At 72.0% G+C, this 19538-nt stretch carries 20 protein-coding genes; 14 read left to right on the top strand and 6 right to left on the bottom strand.

Going from position 1 to position 19538, the window contains the following annotated elements; all coding sequences use genetic code 11:
* Window positions 1-61 precede the first annotated feature (61 nt).
* From EV385_RS11765 to EV385_RS11750, 4 genes are all read left to right on the top strand, one after another.
* Window positions 62-820, top strand: coding sequence for a type III pantothenate kinase (locus tag EV385_RS11765; protein WP_130509510.1), 759 nt, complete (start codon window positions 62-64; stop codon window positions 818-820).
* 112 nt (window positions 821-932) lie between these two features.
* Window positions 933-2387, top strand: coding sequence for a lysine--tRNA ligase (lysS, locus tag EV385_RS11760; RefSeq protein WP_165449698.1), 1455 nt, complete (start codon window positions 933-935; stop codon window positions 2385-2387).
* A 146-nt stretch (window positions 2388-2533) separates the two neighbouring features.
* On the top strand, window positions 2534-2887 hold the full coding sequence (locus tag EV385_RS11755) for a histone-like nucleoid-structuring protein Lsr2 (protein WP_130509508.1): 354 nt from the start codon (window positions 2534-2536) through the stop codon (window positions 2885-2887).
* 361 nt (window positions 2888-3248) lie between these two features.
* The gene (locus tag EV385_RS11750; RefSeq protein ID WP_130509507.1) at window positions 3249-5771 is read left to right on the top strand and encodes an ATP-dependent Clp protease ATP-binding subunit; all 2523 of its coding nucleotides are present in this window, start codon (window positions 3249-3251) and stop codon (window positions 5769-5771) included.
* Between the two features lie 55 nt (window positions 5772-5826).
* Here EV385_RS11750 and EV385_RS11745 read toward each other — a convergent pair whose 3' ends face one another.
* The gene (locus EV385_RS11745) at window positions 5827-6729 is read right to left on the bottom strand and encodes an HhH-GPD family protein (RefSeq protein WP_130509506.1); all 903 of its coding nucleotides are present in this window, start codon (window positions 6727-6729) and stop codon (window positions 5827-5829) included.
* A 22-nt stretch (window positions 6730-6751) separates the two neighbouring features.
* Here EV385_RS11745 and EV385_RS11740 point away from each other — a divergent pair, with 22 nt between their 5' ends.
* From EV385_RS11740 to EV385_RS11730, 3 genes are all read left to right on the top strand, one after another.
* On the top strand, window positions 6752-7264 hold the full coding sequence (locus tag EV385_RS11740) for a glycine cleavage system transcriptional repressor (protein ID WP_130509505.1): 513 nt from the start codon (window positions 6752-6754) through the stop codon (window positions 7262-7264).
* A complete protein-coding gene (locus EV385_RS11735) occupies window positions 7261-7812 on the top strand; it encodes a peptide deformylase (RefSeq protein ID WP_130509504.1) in 552 nt (183 codons plus the stop codon). The genes EV385_RS11740 and EV385_RS11735 overlap by 4 nt, the downstream gene beginning before the upstream one ends.
* Before the next feature lie 81 nt (window positions 7813-7893).
* Window positions 7894-8598, top strand: coding sequence for an adhesin (locus EV385_RS11730; RefSeq protein WP_130509503.1), 705 nt, complete (start codon window positions 7894-7896; stop codon window positions 8596-8598).
* A gap of 15 nt (window positions 8599-8613) precedes the next feature.
* Here EV385_RS11730 and disA read toward each other — a convergent pair whose 3' ends face one another.
* From disA to EV385_RS11710, 4 genes are all read right to left on the bottom strand, one after another.
* Window positions 8614-9753 carry a DNA integrity scanning diadenylate cyclase DisA gene (gene disA / locus EV385_RS11725; protein ID WP_130513245.1) on the bottom strand — a complete coding sequence of 380 codons (1140 nt, stop codon included), beginning with the start codon at window positions 9751-9753 and terminating at the stop codon, window positions 8614-8616.
* Between the two features lie 139 nt (window positions 9754-9892).
* Complete coding sequence (radA, locus tag EV385_RS11720; RefSeq protein ID WP_130509502.1) at window positions 9893-11341, bottom strand: DNA repair protein RadA; 1449 nt, start codon at window positions 11339-11341, stop codon at window positions 9893-9895.
* A gap of 58 nt (window positions 11342-11399) precedes the next feature.
* On the bottom strand, window positions 11400-12131 hold the full coding sequence (locus EV385_RS11715) for a hypothetical protein (protein ID WP_130509501.1): 732 nt from the start codon (window positions 12129-12131) through the stop codon (window positions 11400-11402).
* A 98-nt stretch (window positions 12132-12229) separates the two neighbouring features.
* Window positions 12230-13105, bottom strand: coding sequence for a UbiA family prenyltransferase (locus EV385_RS11710; protein ID WP_423203039.1), 876 nt, complete (start codon window positions 13103-13105; stop codon window positions 12230-12232).
* Between EV385_RS11710 and EV385_RS11705 the strand changes: the two genes are divergently transcribed.
* From EV385_RS11705 to EV385_RS11690, 4 genes are read left to right on the top strand one after another with little or no spacing between them, the layout of a single operon-like run.
* Complete coding sequence (locus EV385_RS11705) at window positions 13104-13856, top strand: methyltransferase domain-containing protein (protein ID WP_130509499.1); 753 nt, start codon at window positions 13104-13106, stop codon at window positions 13854-13856. The two genes, EV385_RS11710 and EV385_RS11705, sit on opposite strands and share 2 nt — an antisense overlap.
* Window positions 13856-15010 (top strand): acyl-CoA dehydrogenase family protein, encoded by a 1155-nt coding sequence (locus EV385_RS11700; protein WP_130509498.1) that lies wholly within the window; start codon window positions 13856-13858, stop codon window positions 15008-15010. Before EV385_RS11705 ends, EV385_RS11700 begins: the two co-directional genes overlap by 1 nt.
* A 57-nt stretch (window positions 15011-15067) precedes the next feature.
* On the top strand, window positions 15068-16132 hold the full coding sequence (locus tag EV385_RS11695) for a type III polyketide synthase (RefSeq protein ID WP_130509497.1): 1065 nt from the start codon (window positions 15068-15070) through the stop codon (window positions 16130-16132).
* A gap of 28 nt (window positions 16133-16160) precedes the next feature.
* Entirely contained in the window at window positions 16161-16613 is a 453-nt protein-coding gene (locus EV385_RS11690; protein ID WP_130509496.1) for a DUF6023 family protein, read from the top strand.
* 31 nt (window positions 16614-16644) lie between these two features.
* Here the strand turns inward: EV385_RS11690 and EV385_RS11685 are convergent, their stop codons facing one another.
* On the bottom strand, window positions 16645-17457 hold the full coding sequence (locus tag EV385_RS11685) for a hypothetical protein (RefSeq protein ID WP_130509495.1): 813 nt from the start codon (window positions 17455-17457) through the stop codon (window positions 16645-16647).
* A 332-nt stretch (window positions 17458-17789) separates the two neighbouring features.
* Between EV385_RS11685 and EV385_RS11680 the strand changes: the two genes are divergently transcribed.
* Genes EV385_RS11680 through ispF form a run of 3 tightly spaced genes read left to right on the top strand, consistent with a single transcriptional unit; the run spans window position 17790 to window position 19498 of the window.
* A complete protein-coding gene (locus EV385_RS11680; RefSeq protein WP_041832964.1) occupies window positions 17790-18275 on the top strand; it encodes a CarD family transcriptional regulator in 486 nt (161 codons plus the stop codon).
* Window positions 18276-18317: 42 nt separating this feature from the next.
* Window positions 18318-19010 (top strand): 2-C-methyl-D-erythritol 4-phosphate cytidylyltransferase, encoded by a 693-nt coding sequence (ispD, locus tag EV385_RS11675; protein WP_130509494.1) that lies wholly within the window; start codon window positions 18318-18320, stop codon window positions 19008-19010.
* A 5-nt stretch (window positions 19011-19015) separates the two neighbouring features.
* Complete coding sequence (gene ispF / locus EV385_RS11670) at window positions 19016-19498, top strand: 2-C-methyl-D-erythritol 2,4-cyclodiphosphate synthase (protein ID WP_130509493.1); 483 nt, start codon at window positions 19016-19018, stop codon at window positions 19496-19498.
* Window positions 19499-19538: the final 40 nt, after the last annotated feature.

Below are 19538 nucleotides of genomic sequence, written 5' to 3'. Positions count from 1 at the left end.
GTGGCGTTGCGGTTGGGGGCGGGTGTGCCCGTACGTGATGCTCAGGTCTTAGGGTTTGCTCGTGCTCTTGTGCATTGACATCGGCAACACGAACACGGTCCTGGCCACCTTCGACGGCGACAAGCTGGTGCACAACTGGCGGATCAAGACGGACGCCCGCTCGACCGCCGACGAGCTGGGGTTGATGTTCCGCGGGTTGCTGGCGGGCGACGCCGTCGAGATCACCGGGGTGGCGGCGTGCTCGACCGTGCCCGCCGCGCTGCGCTCGCTGCGCACGATGCTGGCCCGCTACTACGGCAACCTGCCGAACGTGATCGTCGAGCCGGGGGTGAAGACCGGCGTGCAGCTCGCGATCGACAACCCCAAGGAGGTCGGCTCCGACCGGGTGGTCAACACGCTCGCCGCGCACGCCCTGTACGGCGGCCCGTCGATCGTGGTCGACTTCGGCACCACCACGAACTTCGACGTGATCAGCGCGAAGGGCGAGTTCCTGGGCGGGGCGTTCGCGCCGGGCATCGAGATCTCGTTCGACGCGCTGGCGGCCCGGGCGGCCCAGTTGCGCAAGGTCGAGCCGGCCGCGCCGCGTTCCGTGATCGGCAAGAACACGGTCGAGTGCCTGCAGTCGGGCATGTATTTCGGCTTCGCGGGCCAGGTGGACCGGATCGTGGAACGGATGATCGAGGAGCTCGGCTCGGTGCGCGCGGTCATCGCCACCGGCGGCCTGGCCGGGCTGGTGAAGGACGAGTGCCGGACGATCACCGCGCACGAGCCGATGATCACCCTGATCGGGCTGCGGATGGTATATGAGCGGAACGTCTGAGGCGCCCTGAGTACGCTTTTCCCGACTTCCGTTGCCCCCGACAGAGAGCCGTGCCGTGACCGAGCAGCAGAACCAGCCCGCCGTCGACCCCGCCGAGGACCTTCCCGAGCAGATGCGGGTCCGCCGGGCCAAGCGGGACCGCATGCTGGCCGACGGCACCGAGCCGTACCCGGTCGGTTTCGCCCGGACCGCGACGCTGGCCGAGGTCCGCGAGAAGTACGCGGAGCTGCCGACCGACACGGCCACGGGTGACACGGTCGGGGTGACCGGCCGGGTGATTTTCGTCCGCAACGGCGGCAAGCTGTGTTTCGCCACGCTGCGTGACGGCGACGGGACGGAGTTGCAGGCCATGCTCTCCCTGGACCGGGTGGGCGCGGAGCGGCTGGAGGACTGGAAGCGCCTGGTGGACCTGGGTGACCTCGTCGGGGTGACCGGTGAGGTGATCACCAGCCGGCGCGGTGAGCTGTCCGTGCTGGCGGACTCCTGGGCGGTCACCGCGAAGGCGCTGCGGCCGTTGCCGGTCGCGCACAAGCCGCTGAGCGAGGAGACCCGGGTCCGGCAGCGTTATGTCGACCTAATCGTCCGGCCGCAGGCCCGGGATACCGTCCGGACGCGGTCGACGGTGGTGCGCAGCCTGCGCGAGTCGCTCTTTGCGCGCAATTATCTCGAAGTGGAAACACCTATGTTGCAGTTGCTGCACGGTGGTGCGACTGCTCGCCCGTTTGTGACGCACAGCAACGCCTTGGACACGGATCTCTATCTGCGTATCGCTCCCGAACTCTTTTTGAAGCGGTGCGTCGTCGGTGGCATCGAGCGGGTCTTCGAGATCAACCGCAACTTCCGCAATGAGGGCATGGACTCCACCCACTCGCCGGAGTTCGCGATGCTCGAGGCGTACCAGGCGTATGCCGACTACGACGTGATGCAGAACCAGGTCCGCGAGTGGATTCAGGAGGCCGCGTTCGCGGTCGCCGGTTCGCACGTGGTGACCCACCACGACGGCACCGAGCTGGACCTGGGTGGGCAGTGGCGTTCCGTCACCCTGTTCGGCTCCCTGTCCGAGGCCCTCGGCGAGGAAGTGACGATCCGTACCGATATGGCGCAACTGCTGCGGTACGCGGAAAAGCACGATCTATCCGTGGACCCCAAGTGGAGCGCCGGGAAGCTGGCCGAGGAGCTGTTCGAGCACCTGGTCCAGCCGACGCTGCAGGCGCCCACCTTCGTGCGCGACTACCCCGAGGAGACCACCCCGCTCACCCGGGCCCACCGCGAGACGCCGGGCCTGACCGAGAAGTGGGACCTGTACGTGCTGGGCTTCGAGCTGGCCACCGCGTACTCGGAACTGGTCGACCCGGTGGTGCAGCGTGAACGTCTGGTGGCGCAGTCCCTGCTGGCCGCGAAGGGTGACGCCGAGGCGATGCGCCTGGACGAGGATTTCCTGCGCGCCATGGAGTACGGAATGCCACCCGCGGGTGGCATGGGAATGGGAATCGACCGGCTCTTGATGGCGCTGACCGGTCTGGGGATTCGGGAAACCATCCTCTTCCCGCTCGTGCGTCCCGAGTAGCACCAGGCGGTTTTGGCCGGGTCGGGGGGTCATTTCGGATCCCCTCGCGGACAATCACCACCCCTGGATTGACGGATCGTGCGGGCAAAGCGTTATTGTTCTCCTATTAGTGCGGAGCGAACCTGTGTTCGGGAGGATAACGGCGCGTGGCCAAGCAGATCATTCACAAGCTGGTCGATGACCTCGACGGTGGCGACGCCGACGAGACCGTGAAGTTCGCCCTAGACGGCATTCAGTACGAGATCGACCTGTCGGAGAAGAACGCAGCCAAATTGCGGGACGTCTTCGCTCAGTACGTCGCCGCCGGCTCGAAGGTGGCGCGCGGCGGCGTCGTGGTGGGCGGCCGGGCCGCCCGCGGTCGCGGCGGTGCCACCGCCGACCGCGAGCAGAACAAGGCCATCCGCGAGTGGGCGAAGAAGGCTGGCAAGGAGATCAGCGATCGGGGCCGGATCCCCCAGGAGATCGTGGACGAGTTCCACGCCAAGGGGCCGGGCCGCTAGTCGGTCGGCTTATCGCAGGGTCCGCGGCGCACGGCGCCGCGGACCCTGCTGCTTTCGGCTCGTACGCGCCGCCGCTTGCGTACGGTTATCCACAGGGGTGGACAACGTTGTCCACAGGTTGTGGACAGGGTGGCCGGGGGCTTCCGCGCCGGGATTTCGCTGTGCGCGTACTCCCGTGGGGTGGGGAACACCGGTTGAGCGTGGGAGGTTGGGGAAAACATCCGCACCGGGTACGCCAAGGGGCCGTGACGGCCCCGGTGGAGTCATCCGGCGGCGATAGAGTTACAGCACGGGTATCACCGATGCCCGTGCGCTGGCCCCGCCAGACCATTGGCGCACGGCACGTGAGGAGCACGAGGGCATGTTCGAGCGGTTCACCGACCGAGCGCGACGGGTTGTCGTCCTGGCCCAAGAAGAGGCCCGGATGCTCAACCACAACTACATCGGGACCGAGCACATCCTGCTCGGCCTGATCCACGAGGGCGAGGGCGTCGCCGCCAAGGCTCTGGAGAGCCTGGGCATCTCCCTGGAGGGCGTCCGCCAGCAGGTGGAAGAGATCATCGGCCAGGGCCAGCAGGCGCCGAGCGGGCACATCCCGTTCACGCCGCGCGCCAAGAAGGTGCTGGAGCTGTCGCTGCGCGAGGCGCTGCAGCTCGGCCACAACTACATCGGCACGGAGCACATCCTGCTCGGGCTGATCCGCGAGGGTGAGGGCGTCGCCGCCCAGGTGCTGGTCAAGCTCGGCGCCGACCTCAACCGGGTCCGCCAGCAGGTGATCCAGCTGCTCTCGGGTTACCAGGGCAAGGAGCCGGCCGCGGCCGGTGCGGCGGCGGGCGAGGCTGCCCCGTCCACCTCGCTGGTGCTCGACCAGTTCGGGCGCAACCTGACGCAGGCCGCCCGCGAGGGCAAGCTCGACCCGGTCATCGGCCGGGAGAAGGAAATCGAGCGGGTCATGCAGGTGCTCTCCCGCCGTACCAAGAACAACCCCGTCCTGATCGGCGAGCCGGGCGTCGGCAAGACCGCGGTCGTGGAAGGGCTGTCGCAGTCCATCGTCAAGGGCGAGGTGCCCGAGACGCTGAAGGACAAGCAGCTCTACACGCTCGACCTCGGTGCGCTGGTCGCCGGTTCCCGCTACCGCGGTGACTTCGAGGAGCGCCTCAAGAAGGTGCTCAAGGAGATCCGTACCCGGGGCGACATCATCCTGTTCATCGACGAGATCCACACCCTCGTCGGTGCGGGTGCCGCCGAGGGCGCGATCGACGCCGCCAGCATCCTCAAGCCCATGCTGGCCCGCGGCGAGCTGCAGACCATCGGCGCCACCACGCTCGACGAGTACCGCAAGCACCTGGAGAAGGACGCCGCGCTGGAGCGCCGCTTCCAGCCCATCCAGGTCGGCGAGCCGTCGCTGGCGCACACCATCGAGATCCTCAAGGGCCTGCGCGACCGCTACGAGGCGCACCACCGGATCAGCATCACGGACGCGGCCCTGGTCGCGGCCGCCACGCTGGCCGACCGGTACATCTCGGACCGGTTCCTGCCGGACAAGGCGATCGACCTGATCGACGAGGCCGGTGCCCGGATGCGCATCCGCCGGATGACCGCGCCGCCGGACCTGCGCGACTTCGACGAGCGCATCGCCCAGGTGCGCCGCGACAAGGAGTCCGCGATCGACGCGCAGGACTTCGAGCGCGCCGCCCAGCTGCGCGACAAGGAGAAGCAGCTGCTCGGCCAGAAGGCCCAGCGGGAGAAGGAGTGGAAGGCCGGCGACCTCGACGTCGTGTCCGAGGTCGACGACGAGCAGATCGCCGAGGTCCTCGGCAACTGGACCGGCATCCCGGTCTACAAGCTGACCGAGGAGGAGACCTCCCGGCTGCTGCGCATGGAGGATGAGCTGCACAAGCGGGTCATCGGCCAGGAGGACGCGGTGCAGGCGGTGTCCAAGGCGATCCGGCGTACCCGCGCCGGGCTCAAGGACCCGAAGCGGCCGTCCGGCTCGTTCATCTTCGCCGGCCCGTCCGGCGTCGGTAAGACCGAGCTGTCCAAGGCCCTCGCGGAGTTCCTGTTCGGCTCCGAGGACGCGCTGATCCAGCTCGACATGTCCGAGTTCCACGACCGGTACACGGTGTCCCGCCTCGTCGGTGCCCCTCCCGGCTACGTGGGTTACGACGAGGGCGGCCAGCTCACCGAGAAGGTGCGCCGCAAGCCGTTCTCCGTGGTCCTCTTCGACGAGATCGAGAAGGCCCACCCGGACGTGTTCAACACCCTGCTGCAGATCCTGGAGGACGGTCGCCTGACCGACGGCCAGGGCCGCATCGTGGACTTCAAGAACACGGTGATCATCCTGACCACCAACCTGGGCACGCGCGACGTGGCCAAGGCGGTGTCGCTCGGCTTCCAGGCCTCCGAGGCCGAGGAGAGCAACTACGAGCGGATGAAGGTGAAGGTCAACGACGAGCTGAAGCAGCACTTCCGCCCGGAGTTCCTCAACCGCATCGACGACACGATCGTCTTCCACCAGCTGCGCCAGCAGGAGATCCTGCAGATCGTCGACATCTTCACCTCGCGGATCGAGACCCAGCTCAAGAACAAGGACATGGGCCTCGAGCTGACCGAGAACGCGAAGAAGTACCTGGCGAACAAGGGCTTCGACCCGGTCCTGGGCGCCCGGCCGCTGCGCCGGACGATCCAGCGGGACCTGGAGGACACTCTCTCCGAGCAGATCCTCTTCAACGAGCTGCGCCCCGGCCAGATCGTCGTCGTCGACTGCGAGGGCGACCCCGCCCAGGTGGAGAAGGCCAAGCTGACCTTCTCCGGCGCCGACCGGGGCTCCGTGGTCCCGGACGCCGTGCCCGCCGACCTCGGGGCGGCCGCCGCCGAGGAGTGATCAGCGCTGCATGAGCAACGGCCCGGCACCGCGAGGTGCCGGGCCGTTGTGCGTCTCAGAGCTGCTGGACGTCGGCCCGGTCGGCGTCACCGGCCAGCACGAAGCGGTCCGCGTCCGACCCCAGCGCCTCCACCAGGCCGTCGTCCACGAGACCGGCCAGGGCGCGGGCACGCTGCACCTCGTCCGTCCACACCGCGTCCAGCCGCTGGCGGGGCACCGGGCCGGTGGCGTGCCGCAGCACCTCCAGCAGCAGGCCGCGTACCTGACGGTCCGTTCCGGCGTACCGCTGGGGGCGGCGCGTCGGGCCCGACGCGGCCGGGGCGCCACTCAGCCGCCACGCGCAGACCGACACGAACGGGCACTCGGGGCAGCGCGGCGAGCGGGCGGTGCAGACGATCGCCCCCAGCTCCATGAACGCGATGCTGGCCCGGGCCGCCCGATCGGATTCGGCGGGCAGGAGCTCCGCCATAGCGGTCAGGTCCGCGGCGGTGGTGGCCGGGCCCGCGTCCGGGGCGCCCTCCACCGCGCGGGCCACCACCCGGCGCACGTTCGTGTCCACGACCGGGTGACGTTGCCCGTACGCGAACGTCGCCACCGCCCGGGCCGTGTACGTGCCGATGCCTGGCAGCGCCAGCAGCTCGGTCAGGTCATCCGGCACCCGGCCGCCGTGCCGCTCGACCATCGCGGCCGCGCACGCATGCAACCGCATCGCCCGCCGCGGGTAGCCGAGACGTCCCCACATGCGGATCGCCTCGGACGGGGGATCCTGCGCCAGATCCGCCGGGGTGGGCCAGCGGGTCATCCACGCCTGCCAGGCCGGGGCCACCCGGACCACGGGGGTCTGCTGGAGCATCACCTCGCTCACCAGCACCCCCCACGGGGTGGTGCCGGGCTCGCGCCACGGCAGATCGCGGGCGTTGCGGTCGTACCACTGGATGGCGTCGTCGGCGAGCGTCATGGTGGGTCCTACCCTAGGTCCTGTGAACGAGCTCGCCATCACCGTCATCGGCCCGGACCGGACCGGCATCGTCGCGGACGTCGCCGGAGCCCTCGCCGGGGTCGGCGCCAACCTGACCGACTCCACCATGACCCGGCTACGGGGTCACTTCGCGATGACCCTGATCTGCACCGGGCCGACCGTCGAGGCGGTGGAGAAGGCGCTGGAGCCGGTCAGCGCCGATGGCGGGCTGCTGGCCACCGTACGGTCCGTGCCGCCGGAGGCGGACACCGAGCCGGTCGGGGAGCCGTACCTGCTGAGCGTGCACGGGGCGGACCGCCTCGGCATCGTCGCCGCGGTCACCCGCGTGGTCGCCGCCGGGGGCGGCAACATCACCGATCTCACCACCCGCCTGACCGGCCCCCTGTACGTACTGGTCGCCGAGGTCGACCTCCCGCCCGGCGTGGCGGACGACCTGGCCACCGCGCTCGCCGTGGCCGCCGACGAACTCGGCGTCGACGTGACGCTGCGCCCGGCGGAGTCGGACGTCCTGTGAGCGACGCCCTCGCCGACTGGAAGCCCGACGTCCTCGGGGTGGCGGGCCGGGTGCTGCCGGTGGTGACCGCTCCCGACCCGGTGCTCGGCCGGCCCGGCGCCGAGGTCGACCCGATGGATCCGGAGGTCGTCCAGCTCGCGGCGGACCTGGTGGCCACGATGCGGGTCTCGCCCGGCTGTGTGGGCCTGGCGGCCCCGCAGGTGGGAGTGAGCGCGCAGGTGTTCAGCCTGGACGTCACCCAGCACCCGAAGACCGCGACGACGCACGGCACGTTCGTGCTGTGCAACGCGCGGGTCGTCGAGGCCAGCCGGTGGCGACCCGGGCGGGAGGGCTGCATGTCGGTGCCGGACCTGACCGGCGACGTCAAACGCGCCGGACGCCTCGTGGTCGAGGCCGTGCTCCCCGGTACGGGCGAAGCCGTGCGGATCGCCACGGACGCGTTCGAGGCCCGTGCCCTGCAGCACGAGATCGATCACTGCGCGGGCAAGCTCTTCCTCGATCGGGTGGCCGGCGCGCATGCCGTGTACCAGCGCAAGGTCTATCTCTAACGAGCTACCCGCGAGTCGGTGTCGCCCACACCGGCGCGTCGGCACGTTCCGCTCGAGGTACGGGACTACCGTATGCGCATCATGCGAACGACGGTTGGCCCCCTTCCTCCCTCCGTCTACTGGCGGCGTCGAGCCGTGGTGCTGGGTGCGGTGCTGCTCGGCGTCATCGTGCTGTTCGTGTCCTGCTCCGGTGACGACGAGGGTGGCAAGCAGGCGCGTGCCGCCGCGTCGCAGACACCGACGCCCACGCCGTCGGCCACCACCCCCGAGGAGCAGCCGTCGTTCGCGGACGCGGAGCCCGGCGACGACCCGTCCCTGCCCGATCCGGCCGATCTGACGCCGACGCCGAGCGGTGACGCGGGCAACGTGCCGGTGACCGCCGCCGCCGGTGGCCCGTGCACGGACGCGGAGGTCGTGGTGGTGCCGGCGCCGGTCGTGACGACCGTCAAGCGGGGCGTGCCCGTCGAGATCCGGCTGCGGCTCAAGAACGTCTCCGATCGTGAGTGTGCCCGGGCGGTCGGTTCCGATGCGCAGGAGTTGTACATCGACCAGGGAGCGCAGAAGGTCTGGTCGTCCGACACCTGCACCACGACGAACCAGCCTGAGGTGAAGTCGCTGGCACCGGGCGCCGAGCGGGAGTACCGGATCACCTGGAACGGCCGCATGGCGACCAAGTGCGCCGCCGGTCAGCCGGCGGGCCCGGCCCCGAACCCGGGCCAGTACGAGGTGCATGCCCGGCTCGGTACGAAGATCGGCCCGCCGGTCGTGCTCACGATCGTGGCCTGATCGCCAGCCGGGGTCTCAGACGTAGCGTTCGAGGATGGATGCCTCGGCGAGGCGGGACAGTCCCTCGCGGACGCCGCGGGCCCGGGCGTCCCCGACTCCCTCGACGGTCTGCAGGTCCTCGACCGTGGCGCCGAGCAGGCGCTGCAGGCTGCCGAAGTGCACCACGAGCCGTTCGACGATCTGGGCGGGCAGGCGCGGCACCTTGGCCAGCAGCCGGAATCCGCGCGGGCTGACCGCCGCGTCCAGCGCGTCGGAGGAACCCGGGTATCCGATCGCCTTGGCGACCGCCACCAGGTCGATCATCTCCGTGGCGCTGAGCAGGTCCAGCTCGACCAGCGCCTCGTCCAGGGTGCGTGCCTTGCGCCCGGCGGGCAGGTAGTCGCGGATCACCAGCGTACGGTCGGCGTCCACGCCGGCCATCAGCTCGTCGAGCTGCAACGCCAGCAGGCGGCCGTCGGTGCCCAGCTCTACCACGTACCCCGAGATCTCGTCCGCGATGCGGCGCACCATCTCCAAGCGCTGCACGACGGCGACCGCGTCGCGGACCGTCACCAGATCCTCGATCTCCAGCGCGGAGAGGGTGCCGGAGACCTCGTCGAGGCGCAGCTTGTACCGCTCCAGGGTGGCCAGGGCCTGATTGGCGCGGGACAGGATCGCGGCGGAGTCGTCCAGGACGTGCCGCTGGCCGTTCACGTACAGGCCGATGATGTGCATCGACTGGCTGACGGAGATCACCGGGTAGCCGGACTGCTTCGCCACCCGCTCGGCGGTGCGGTGCCGGGTGCCGGACTCCTCCGACGGGATGCTCGGGTCGGGCATGAGGTGCACCGCGGCGCGGACGATGCGGGTGCCGTCGCTGGAGAGCACCACGGCACCGTCCATCTTGCACAGCTCGCGCAGCCGGGTGGCGGAGAATTCCACGTCGAGCGCGAAGCCGCCGGTGCAGATCGTCTCCACGACCGCGTCGTAGCCGAGCACGATCAGCGCGCCCGTGCGGCCGCGCAGGATGCGTTCGAGGCCGTCGCGCAGTGCGGTGCCGGGGGCCATGAGCGCGAGGTTGGCGCGTAGTGGGTCGCCGATGACGCTACCTCCGGTCAGGCCGGCAGAGCTGGGCACGACGGGGCGCGGTGCAGAACCGTTGACGCCGGCGCGCAGCGGTGAGCCGGCAGCCGTCTGCCTGGGTCCCTGGCGGTCATGCGGAGCATCGCGGTCGAGCGGCACCTGTACAGTCTACGGACTGTCATCCGGCGCAACGAGGCGCGGTGCGCCTTGTGCTCCGTAGCGTGATGAGCGGTCACTCTTGGTGATCTCCCACGGAGGCGGACGCGGTGGCGGCCCACTGCAGCGCCGTACGCAGATCGCCCACCTCCTCGACCCGCATGCCGGATGGTGTCCCGCCCGATGCGCCGGGCCCGCACCCGGGTGGCACCAGCGCGAACTTGAAGCCCAGCCGGGCCGCCTCGGCCAGCCGGCGCCCCACCGCCCCGACCCGGCGCACCTCCCCGGTGAGGCCCACCTCGCCGATCGCCACCAGGTGCGGGGCCATCGCCAGGTTGAGCCCGCCGGAGGCCACGGCCAGCGCGACGGCCAGGTCGGCGGCGGGCTCGACCACCCGGATGCCGCCCACGGTGGCGGCGAAGACCTCCCGGTCGTGCAGCTTCATCCGCTGGGTACGGCGTTCCAGTACGGCCAGCACCATGGCCAGCCGGGCACTGTCGAGCCCGGACACCGTGCGCCGGGGTGAGCCGTTGACCTCCGCGCCGATCAGCGCCTGGATCTCCGTGACCAGCGCCCGGCGCCCCTCCATCGCCACCGTGACGCAGGTGCCGGGCACCGGCTCCGCATACCGGGTGAGGAAGAGGCCGGACGGGTCGGCGAGGCTGCTGATGCCGCCCTCGTGCATCTCGAAGCACCCGACCTCGTCGGCCGCGCCGAAGCGGTTCTTCACCCCGCGTACCAGCCGCAGCGAGGAGTGCTTGTCGCCCTCGAAGTGCAGCACGACGTCGACCAGGTGTTCGAGTACGCGGGGGCCGGCCACCTGGCCGTCCTTCGTGACGTGGCCGACCAGGACGGTCGCGACGCCGCGCTCCTTGGCGATCGCCACCAGCGCCGCCGTCACCGCCCGCACCTGGGTGACGCCGCCCGGCACCCCCTCGGTGCCCGGCGCCGAGATCGTCTGGACGGAGTCGAGGACGAGCAGCCCCGGCCGCACCGCGTCGAGGTGCCCCAGCACCGCCCCGAGGTCGCTCTCGGAGGCGAGGAACAGCCGCTCGTCGAGCGCGCCGAGCCGCTCGGCCCGCAGCCGCACCTGGCTCACCGACTCCTCGCCGCTGACCACGAGGGACGGTGTGCCGGCGCCCGCCGCCCACTGCTGGGCGACGTCGAGCAGCAGCGTCGACTTGCCGACCCCGGGCTCGCCCGCCAGCAGCACCACCGCGCCGGGCACGAGACCGCCGCCGAGCACCCGGTCGAGCTCGCCGACCCCGGTGGGCACGGCCCGGGCCGGGGCGGCGCTGATCGTGGCGATCGGCCGGGCCGGCTCGGACGGGATGCGCGAACTGACCACCCGCCCCGAGACCACGGCACCGGTCACCGTGGACTCGATGACGGAGCCCCACTCGCCGCACTCCGGGCAGCGGCCCAGCCACTTCGGCGGCTGGTGGCCGCAGGCGTCGCAGACGAAGGCGGGCTTGGCCGACCTGGCCGACCTGGCCTGACTGTTGGCTGTCCGGGAGGTGGTCACGCGGCCACGCTAGCGGCAGCCTCTGACGTTTCCGTGCGGGTGCCGCCGGGCCACGAGGTCACTCGTGCTCGGCGGGACCCTCGACGTCCTCGATGGGCTGCGCCGGGGCGCGCGAAGCCGGCGAGAACGGCACGCTCATCGGGGCGGGCACGGCCAGCGGCTGCGCGCCGTTGCTGAACTCGAAGACGAGATTCACCGAGTTGCCGGGCTTCAGCGGTGCCGCCAGGCCGACCGCCTGCAGCTGCGGGACGTGGCCGGGCTGGAAGGACAGGAAGCTGAGCGGCGGGATGGTCAGCCGTGCGGGCTGCGCCGCTGCGGCGGGCACCGCCGCAGCGCTGCCACCCGGGGCCGGGCTGGCGACGGCGGGCGCGCTGGCGGGCACCGGGGTGGCGACGGCAGGCTTGGTGGCGGGCTGGTCCGAGGCGATGGCTGCGGGGGTGCCACCGAACAGGCCGACCGAACGGGCGTAGACCACCTGGGCGGTCGGGTCCGGCGTCATCGGCGGCGCGCTGCTGACCGTCACGGTCACCGGCTGCGGGGTCTGGTTGAAGAGGTTGAGCTCCAGCGGAGCGTTGCCGCCCGCCTTGAAGCCCTCGGGGCTGTTGTACGTGACCGCGAGTCCGCGGATGAGCACGCTGCCGTTGGAGTTCTGCGTGTTGACACCGAACGTGCCGGGCTGCTTGAGGGCCGTCTCGGCGACCTGACCGGCGCTGCACCCGGTGAGCGCCACGGCGGCCACCGTGACGGCACCCAGGGCGCGGGCGACACGGCGGGTTCCCAGCGAGCGCATCTCAGTCCTCCAACAAACGGGGGCTCCGACCAACCTGACGCCAGCCTAGAGGGCGGTGATCCGGGCCGTACGCCGACCCGTCCATTCACACCACCCGGTCACACCACGCGCCCGCTGGCGATGAGCAGCAGCACGTCGCAGAGCGCCACCACGATGACGGCCCGGAACATCGCCACCGGACGCCCGCGCGAGCGGGTGCCCGCGTACCAGCCCAGGGGCAGGATCACGACGGCCGCGCCCGCCGCGGCCAGGCCCGCCCACGACGGCGGGCCGGGCGGCCCGAACACCAGGGTGAGCGTCGCGGCCAGCAGCAGCCCGGCGGCCGCCAGCTGGGAGCCGACGGGGCCGAGCCGGTGCGGTAGCCCGCGCACGCCGGTCGCGGCGTCGTCGGCCAGGTCCGGCAGGACGTTCGCGAAATGTGCCCCGCCGCCGAGCAGGCTGCCCGCCACCACCAGCCAGACCGGCGGCGACGGGCTGCCCGGCAGCGCCAGCACCACGAACGCCGGCAGCAGCCCGAACGCCACCAGGTACGGCACCACCGACAGCGGGGTGGACTTCAGTGGCCAGTCGTAGAGCAGCGCGAAGATCCCGACGAGCGTGATGCACACCGCCGCCGCCGCGCCGAACGGCAGCCCGAGCACCGGCACCGCCAGCGACGCGGCCAGCCCGGCCAGCCCGACCGTACGGCGGTCCACCGCGCCCGTGGCGACCGGCTTGTCGGTGCGCCCGGTGCGCCGGTCCCGGTCGGCGTCGAGCCAGTCGTTGACCCAGCCCACCGAGAGTTGGGTGGCCCCGACTGCCGCCGCCACGCCGCCCAGGGACCAGCCCCGGTGCCCCACGCCGACCGCCAGCAGAGTCATGGCGGCGGTCACCGCGCCGCCCGGTTCGGGGTGACTGGCCCGTAACAGGGCTAACGCGCGCGACATGACAGCAGTGTGGTGGTTCGGCGATCGACATGCCACGCTCGATCGCATGCGGTCGATCGAGCGCAACGATCCACGTCAATACGACGAACTGGCGTGCGAGTGGTGGCGCCCCGGCGGCGACTTCGAGATCCTGCACTGGCTGGCGGCCGCCCGCGCCGCGCTGGTGCCCCCGGCGGCCCGGCCCGGCGCGGTGCTTCTCGACGCCGGATGCGGTGGCGGCCTGCTGGCCCCGCACGTCCGCGGGCTCGGCTACCGGCACGTCGGCGTGGACCTGCGCCGGAGCGGGCTGGCCCAGGCCGCGACCCACGGCGTCACCCCGCTGGCCGGTGACGTGACCGCGCTGCCGCTGGCCACCGGGTGCGCCGACGTGGTGGTGGCCGGCGAGATCCTCGAACACGTCACCGACCTGGGCGCGACCGTGGCGGAGCTGTCCCGGGTACTGCGGCCCGGCGGGCTGGTCGTGCTGGACACGGTCAACGACACCGCGCTGGCCCGGCTCGTCATCGTGACCCTGGGTGAGTGGCTGGGTGTCGCGCCGCCCGGCATTCACGACCCGGCCCTGTTCGTGGACCCCGGTGTGCTGACCGGCGAGTTCGCCCGCCACGGCGTGCGGCTGTGGGTCCGCGGGGTACGGCCCACCACCACCGGCCTGCTGCGCTGGCTCGGCGCCCGCGCGGGGCGCGACGCCGGGGCCCCGCTGGGACGGATCGTGCCCACCTGGTCGACGGCCGTGCTCTTCCAGGGTCGTGGAACCAAGGCGCTCTTCCAGGGGCGTGGAACCAAGACGGGAGCGGCGTGATGATCGACGAGGCGCGACGGCTGGCGCCCCGGTTCGCCGCCCGGGCAGCGCGGCATGACCGGGACGGCTCGTTCCCGGCGGACGACTTCGCCGACCTGCGGCGCGCGGGCCTGTTCGGCCTGATGGTCCCGGCCCGGCTCGGCGGCGCCGGGGCGGGCTTCGCGGACTACGCGGCGGTCGCGTACGAGCTGGCCCGGGGCAACGGCGCCACCGCGTTGATCTTCAACATGCACGCCTCGGTGACCGGCGCCCTCGCCGGGGTCACCGACGACCTCGCCGACGCGCTGGGCCTGCCACCGGAAGCGCTGCGGGCCCGCGACGACCACCTCGCCGCCGCCGCCCTGGGCAGCTGGTACGCGGTCGCGATGAGCGAACGCGGCGCCGGCTCCCGGCTCTCCCAACTGAGCACCACCTACACCCGGGCCGGCGGCGGCTTCCGCATCACCGGCGCCAAGACGTTCTGTTCCGGCGCGGGCCACGCCGACGCGTACCTGATCGCGGCCCGCAGCGCGGCCGACCCGGCGCAGGTGTCGCAGTTCCTGGTGCCCGCGGGCGACGGGCTGCGGGTCGAGCCGACCTGGGACGCGCTGGGGATGCGCGCGACCGGTTCCCACGACCTGCACGTCGACGTGACCGTGCCGGAAGGGGCGCTGCTCGGCGGGGTGGAGGGGCTGGCCCTGGTGGTGGCGCAGCTCGCCCCGCACTGGATGGTGGCCAGCTACGCGGCGGTGTACGTGGGGGTGGCCCGGGCGGCCGTGGACGCCGCGGTGACCCACGTGACGGAGCGCAAGCTCGGGCACCTGCCGGCCGTACGGGCCCGGATCGGCCGGGCGGACGCGGCCGTGGCCGCCGCCCACCTGGCCGTCATGGAGGCGGCCCGCCGGGTCGACGAGGCGCCGGGCGACGCCGAGACCAACCGGTGGGTGTGGCGGGCGAAGCTCATCGCGGGGACGACGGCGGCCGACGTGGCGGCGTCGATGCTCGAGGCGGCGGGCACCTCGGCGATGCGCCGCGGACATCCCCTGGAGCGCCTGTACCGGGACGCCCGCGCGGGCTCGCTGCAGCCCGCGACGTCGGATGTGTGCGCGGACTGGCTCGGCGTCGACGCGATCGGGGGTGATCCGGACACCGACGGCAGTGCGCCGCGCTGGTGAGTGGCGGCCGGCGATGGGTAGGTCAGGGCGGGGACGTCAGCCTGGGGAGGCAGACAGGTGAACCGGAGCGCAACGATCGCCGGACTCGGCACGGCGCTGCCGCCGTCCGCCGTGCAGGACGAGCTGTGGGAGGGCTACTTCGCCGAGCGCTACCACGGCGGCCGCCGTGGGCTGGCCCAGCGGATCTTCGCCAACTCCGGGGTGCGTACCCGGCAGGCCGCGGTGAGCCCGCTGCTGGAGGACGTGTCCGACTGGTCCACGGAGCGGCGGATGCGCCGCTATCAGGTCGAGGCCGTGCCGTTGGGCAAGGAGGCGGTCGGCCGGGCGCTGACCGACGCCGGGGTGGGCGCCGAGGAGCTGGGCCTGTTCGCGGTCTGCTCGTGCACCGGCTACGCCACCCCCGGCCTGGACATCCTGCTGGCCCGGGACACGGGCATGTCGCCGCACGTCCAGCGCCTGTTCGTGGGCCACATGGGTTGTTACGCGGCGCTGCCGGGCCTGGGCTCGGTGGCCGACTTCGTGGTGGCCCGTGGCCGCCCCGCGCTGCTGCTCTGCGCCGAGCTGACCAGCCTGCACCTGCAGCCCGCGGAGACCCGGGCGGACATGCAGCAGATCGTCTCGCACGCGCTGTTCTCGGACGCGGCGGCCGCCGTCGTGCTCACCCCGGGTGACGGCCGGTCCGGGTACGCGGTGACCGAGGTGGCCGCCGTGACGGACGCGACCACCGCCGACCACATGACCTGGGACGTCACGGACCTGGGCTTTCGCATGGGCCTGTCCGCCCGGGTGCCGCAGGTGCTGTCGTTGCACGTCCGGGGCCTGGTCGACGACGTGCTGGCCCGGCGCGGCCTCACGGTCGGCGACGTGCCCGGCTGGGCGGTGCACCCGGGTGGCCCCAAGATCCTCGACGTGGTGCAGGACCGGCTGGAGCTCTCCGACGCCGACCTCGCCGCGTCGCGCGACGTGCTGGCCACGTACGGGAACTGCTCCTCACCGACCGTGCTGCTGGTGCTGGACGCGCTGCGCCGCCGGGCCGAACCCCCGCCGCGCGTGCTGATGCTGGCCTTCGGCCCCGGACTGACCCTGTACGTGGCGCTGCTCGAACGACATAAGGTCACCTGATGAAAATCTGCGGCGAGACCCGGTCGTGATGACCGGCGACCGGGCCCGTGGCGTGCAGCTGTACGCCCTCGCCGTGGCGCTGCTCGTCGCCGGTGCCGTGTGGTGGGTCCGCGCGGCCCCCCACGCCGACGCCGATCCCCGGGTGGCGGGCTGGCAGGACGTCGTGACGCGCCTGGTGCCGGACGCGACGCCGCAGGTCCAGGCGGACACCCTGGTGCTGCCCCCGGGCAGGACCGCGCGGCGGGAGGCGGCCGTGGCGGGCGGCACGTTCACGCTGACGATGGTGTGTGCCGGGCAGGGGCAGGTCCGGGTGCGGCTCAGCACCTCCGGCAACGACACCGGTCGCGCGGTGCCGTGTGCGGACCGGCCCGACCCGGTGACGCTCAGCGTGGCCCTGGCGCACGAGTTCTTCATGTTGATGACGGCGGAGACGGACAGTTCGGCGGTGTTCCGCTGGCGCCTGACCCAGGCGGTCGCCTGAGCCACCCCGGCGTGCTGACGCCTGCCGGGTGTCAGAGCGCGGCGAGGTCGTTCTTGAGGTCGTCGACCGAGGAGGTGCCCTCCAGCTTGCGGACGATCTTGCCGGCGTCGTCGACGAGCACGGCGGCCGCCCGGCCGTCGGGTGCGGCGAGGGCGAGGCTGCTGCGCAGTTCCCCGGTCGGATCCCGCAGCTCGCGTACGGACGGGCCGTTGGCGCGCGGCGCGGCACCGGCCGGCGGCGCGGCCGGGGCGGCGGCCGGCGGTAGAGCGGCGCCTGGCTGGGTACCCGTAGTGACTGTGAGGACCGGGAGGTCGGGGCGGGCCGCGGCGGTGTCGGCGACCAGCCGCGCGCAGTCACACCCGTCGGTGAGCAGCAGGACGGCGGGCAGTCGTGCGCGCAGGGGCACGGTGTTGCCGTCCGTACCGATCAGTTCCAGCGCGGGCAGCGCGTCACCCTCGCCGGTGGCGGTCTGCGGGCTGGTGTGGGTGCCGGCCCCGGCGGTGCGCTGGGTCGCGGGCGCCCGGCCCGGACCGGGCCAGGCCGAGGCGAACAGGCTGGCGACGGTGACCAGCACCGCCATGGAGATGATCAGTACGGGAGCGTGCCGGCCGGCCGCCGCGACGCGGCGCAGGCCGCGGACCACGGGACGGCTGGTGAAGCGCTGCCAGGGGGTCTGCGGGGGCAGGACGTGGAGTTCGGCCTGGATCGCCGCGACCTCGTCGGCGAGTTCGGACAGGTCGTCCGGGATGACGATGAGGCCCCACTCCTCCGGCAGGTCGGGCAGGCCGTCCGGGGAGGCGCCATCAGGTGGCCACTCGTTGCCATTGTCCTTGAAGCTGCCCACAACTCACCCTCCCCCCTTGCCGACCAAAATCGCGTCGATGGGGACCTGGGTTCAGCCTGCCGTAACGTGACGCGGATCGCTAGTAGCGGGTGGTTCCGGGAGCGAGCGATACGCTTGACCTCGCAAAGGCGCCAGATCGGAAATATACGACTCGCTGAGTTGAGTGGTCACGGTGTGGTTACTCAGCGTGAGAGGGGCACTTCAATGGGCTCCTGTCAAGCGGGAGAAAGACCTCTCACAGGCCCTCTGAGCTGCACTAACAGTCACGGCTGGGGTGGGACATCGCTGCCTGAGCGTGTTACCCTAGACACAGCGAAAGGGGTTTCGAACCTATGGTTTTCAGTGTCGGCGAGACCGTTGTTTACCCCCACCACGGGGCCGCACTCATCGAGGCAATCGAGACTAGAACTATCAAGGGCGTGGAGAAGCAGTACCTCGTCCTTCGGGTCGCCCAAGGCGACCTGACGGTCCGCGTGCCCGCTGAGAACGCCGAGATCGTCGGCGTGCGCGAAGTGGTCGGCGAGGAAGGCCTGGGCAAGGTCTTCGACGTCCTCCGCGCACCGCACACCGAGGAGCCGACCAACTGGTCGCGGCGTTACAAGGCGAATCTCGAGAAGCTTGCCTCCGGTAACCCGCTCAAGGTTGCCGAGGTCGTTCGTGACCTCTGGCGTCGTGAGCGCGAGCGTGGTCTCTCGGCAGGGGAGAAGCGCATGCTCGCCAAGGCCCGCGACATCCTCGTCGGTGAGGTGGCCCTCGCCGAGAAGAGCACCAAGGACGAGGCCGAGGTGCTCCTCGACAAGGTGCTCACCGAGGCCTGACGTTCCACCCGCGATCGCACCATCCCTCGCCTGGACCGCGACGTGACCGCGCAGCTCAATCCGCACGGTGACGTCGCGGTCCTGGTTCTTGCCGCGGGTGCCGGCGTACGGCTGGGCCCCGGTGTGCCCAAGGCCCTGCGCCTGCTGGCGGGTGAGCCGTTGCTCGTGCACGCGATCCGCCGGGTCGCCGCCGCCCCGTCCGTACGCCTGATCGTGGTGGCCGCCCCGGTCGCCGACGTTCCCGGGGTCCGCGCGCTGCTCGCCCCCGTCGCCCCGGTCGTCGTGGTGGCGGGGGGCGCCGAGCGGCAGCAGTCCGTGGCGGCGGCTCTGGCGGCCGTACCGGAGGATGTCGGCATCGTGCTGGTGCACGACTCCGCGCGCGCCCTCACCCCGCCCGAACTCGTCGAGTCCGTCGCGGCGGCGGTGCGCGGCGGCCTGCCCGCGGTGATCCCGGCCCTGCCGGTGGTCGACACCGTCAAGGAGGTCGGGCCGCAGGACCGGGTCCTCGGCACGGTCGACCGGTCCGTGCTGCGCGCCGTGCAGACGCCGCAGGGGTTCCGGCACGACGTGCTGGCCGCCGCGCACGCCACCGCCGGCGACCCGCTCACGGACGACGCCGGCCTGGTCGAGAAGGCCGGGATCGCGGTGACCTGTGTGCCGGGGTCCGAGCTGGCCCTGAAGATCACCCGGCCGCTCGACCTGGTCCTGGCCGAGGCGCTGCTCGGCGTACGCTGACCTTCATGATCGTTCCGCGGGTGGGCATCGGCACCGACGTGCACGCCTTCGACCCGGATCAGCCGTGCTGGGTGGCCGGTCTGCACTGGCCCGGAGAGCCGGGCCTGGCCGGGCACAGCGACGGCGACGTCGCCGCCCACGCCGCCTGCGACGCCATCTTCAGCGCCGCCGGGCTCGGCGACCTGGGCAGCAACTTCGGCACCGACCGTCCCGAGTGGGCCGGGGCCTCCGGGGTCACCCTGCTGGCCGAGGCGGCCCGCCGGGTACGCGCCGAGGGTCTCGTCGTGGCCAACCTGTCCATCCAGGTCATCGGCAACCGGCCCAAGATCGGTACGCGGCGCGCGGAGGCGCAGCAGGTGCTGGGCGAGGCGGCCGGCGGCCCGGTCTCGGTCTCCGGCACGACCACCGACGGGCTGGGCCTGACGGGGCGTGGTGAAGGTCTCGCCGCGATCGCGGTGGCGCTGCTGCGCGAGGCCGGTCCGGCGTAGATCTCGTACCGATACGGCCGCCGGATCATGACCCGCTGAC

Origin of the sequence: Krasilnikovia cinnamomea (assembly GCF_004217545.1) — a bacterium.
In the GTDB taxonomy this organism is placed as follows: domain Bacteria; phylum Actinomycetota; class Actinomycetes; order Mycobacteriales; family Micromonosporaceae; genus Actinoplanes; species Actinoplanes cinnamomeus.
Note: the sequence above shows the minus strand (reverse complement) of the source record. Positions and strands in the feature narration are given on the sequence as shown.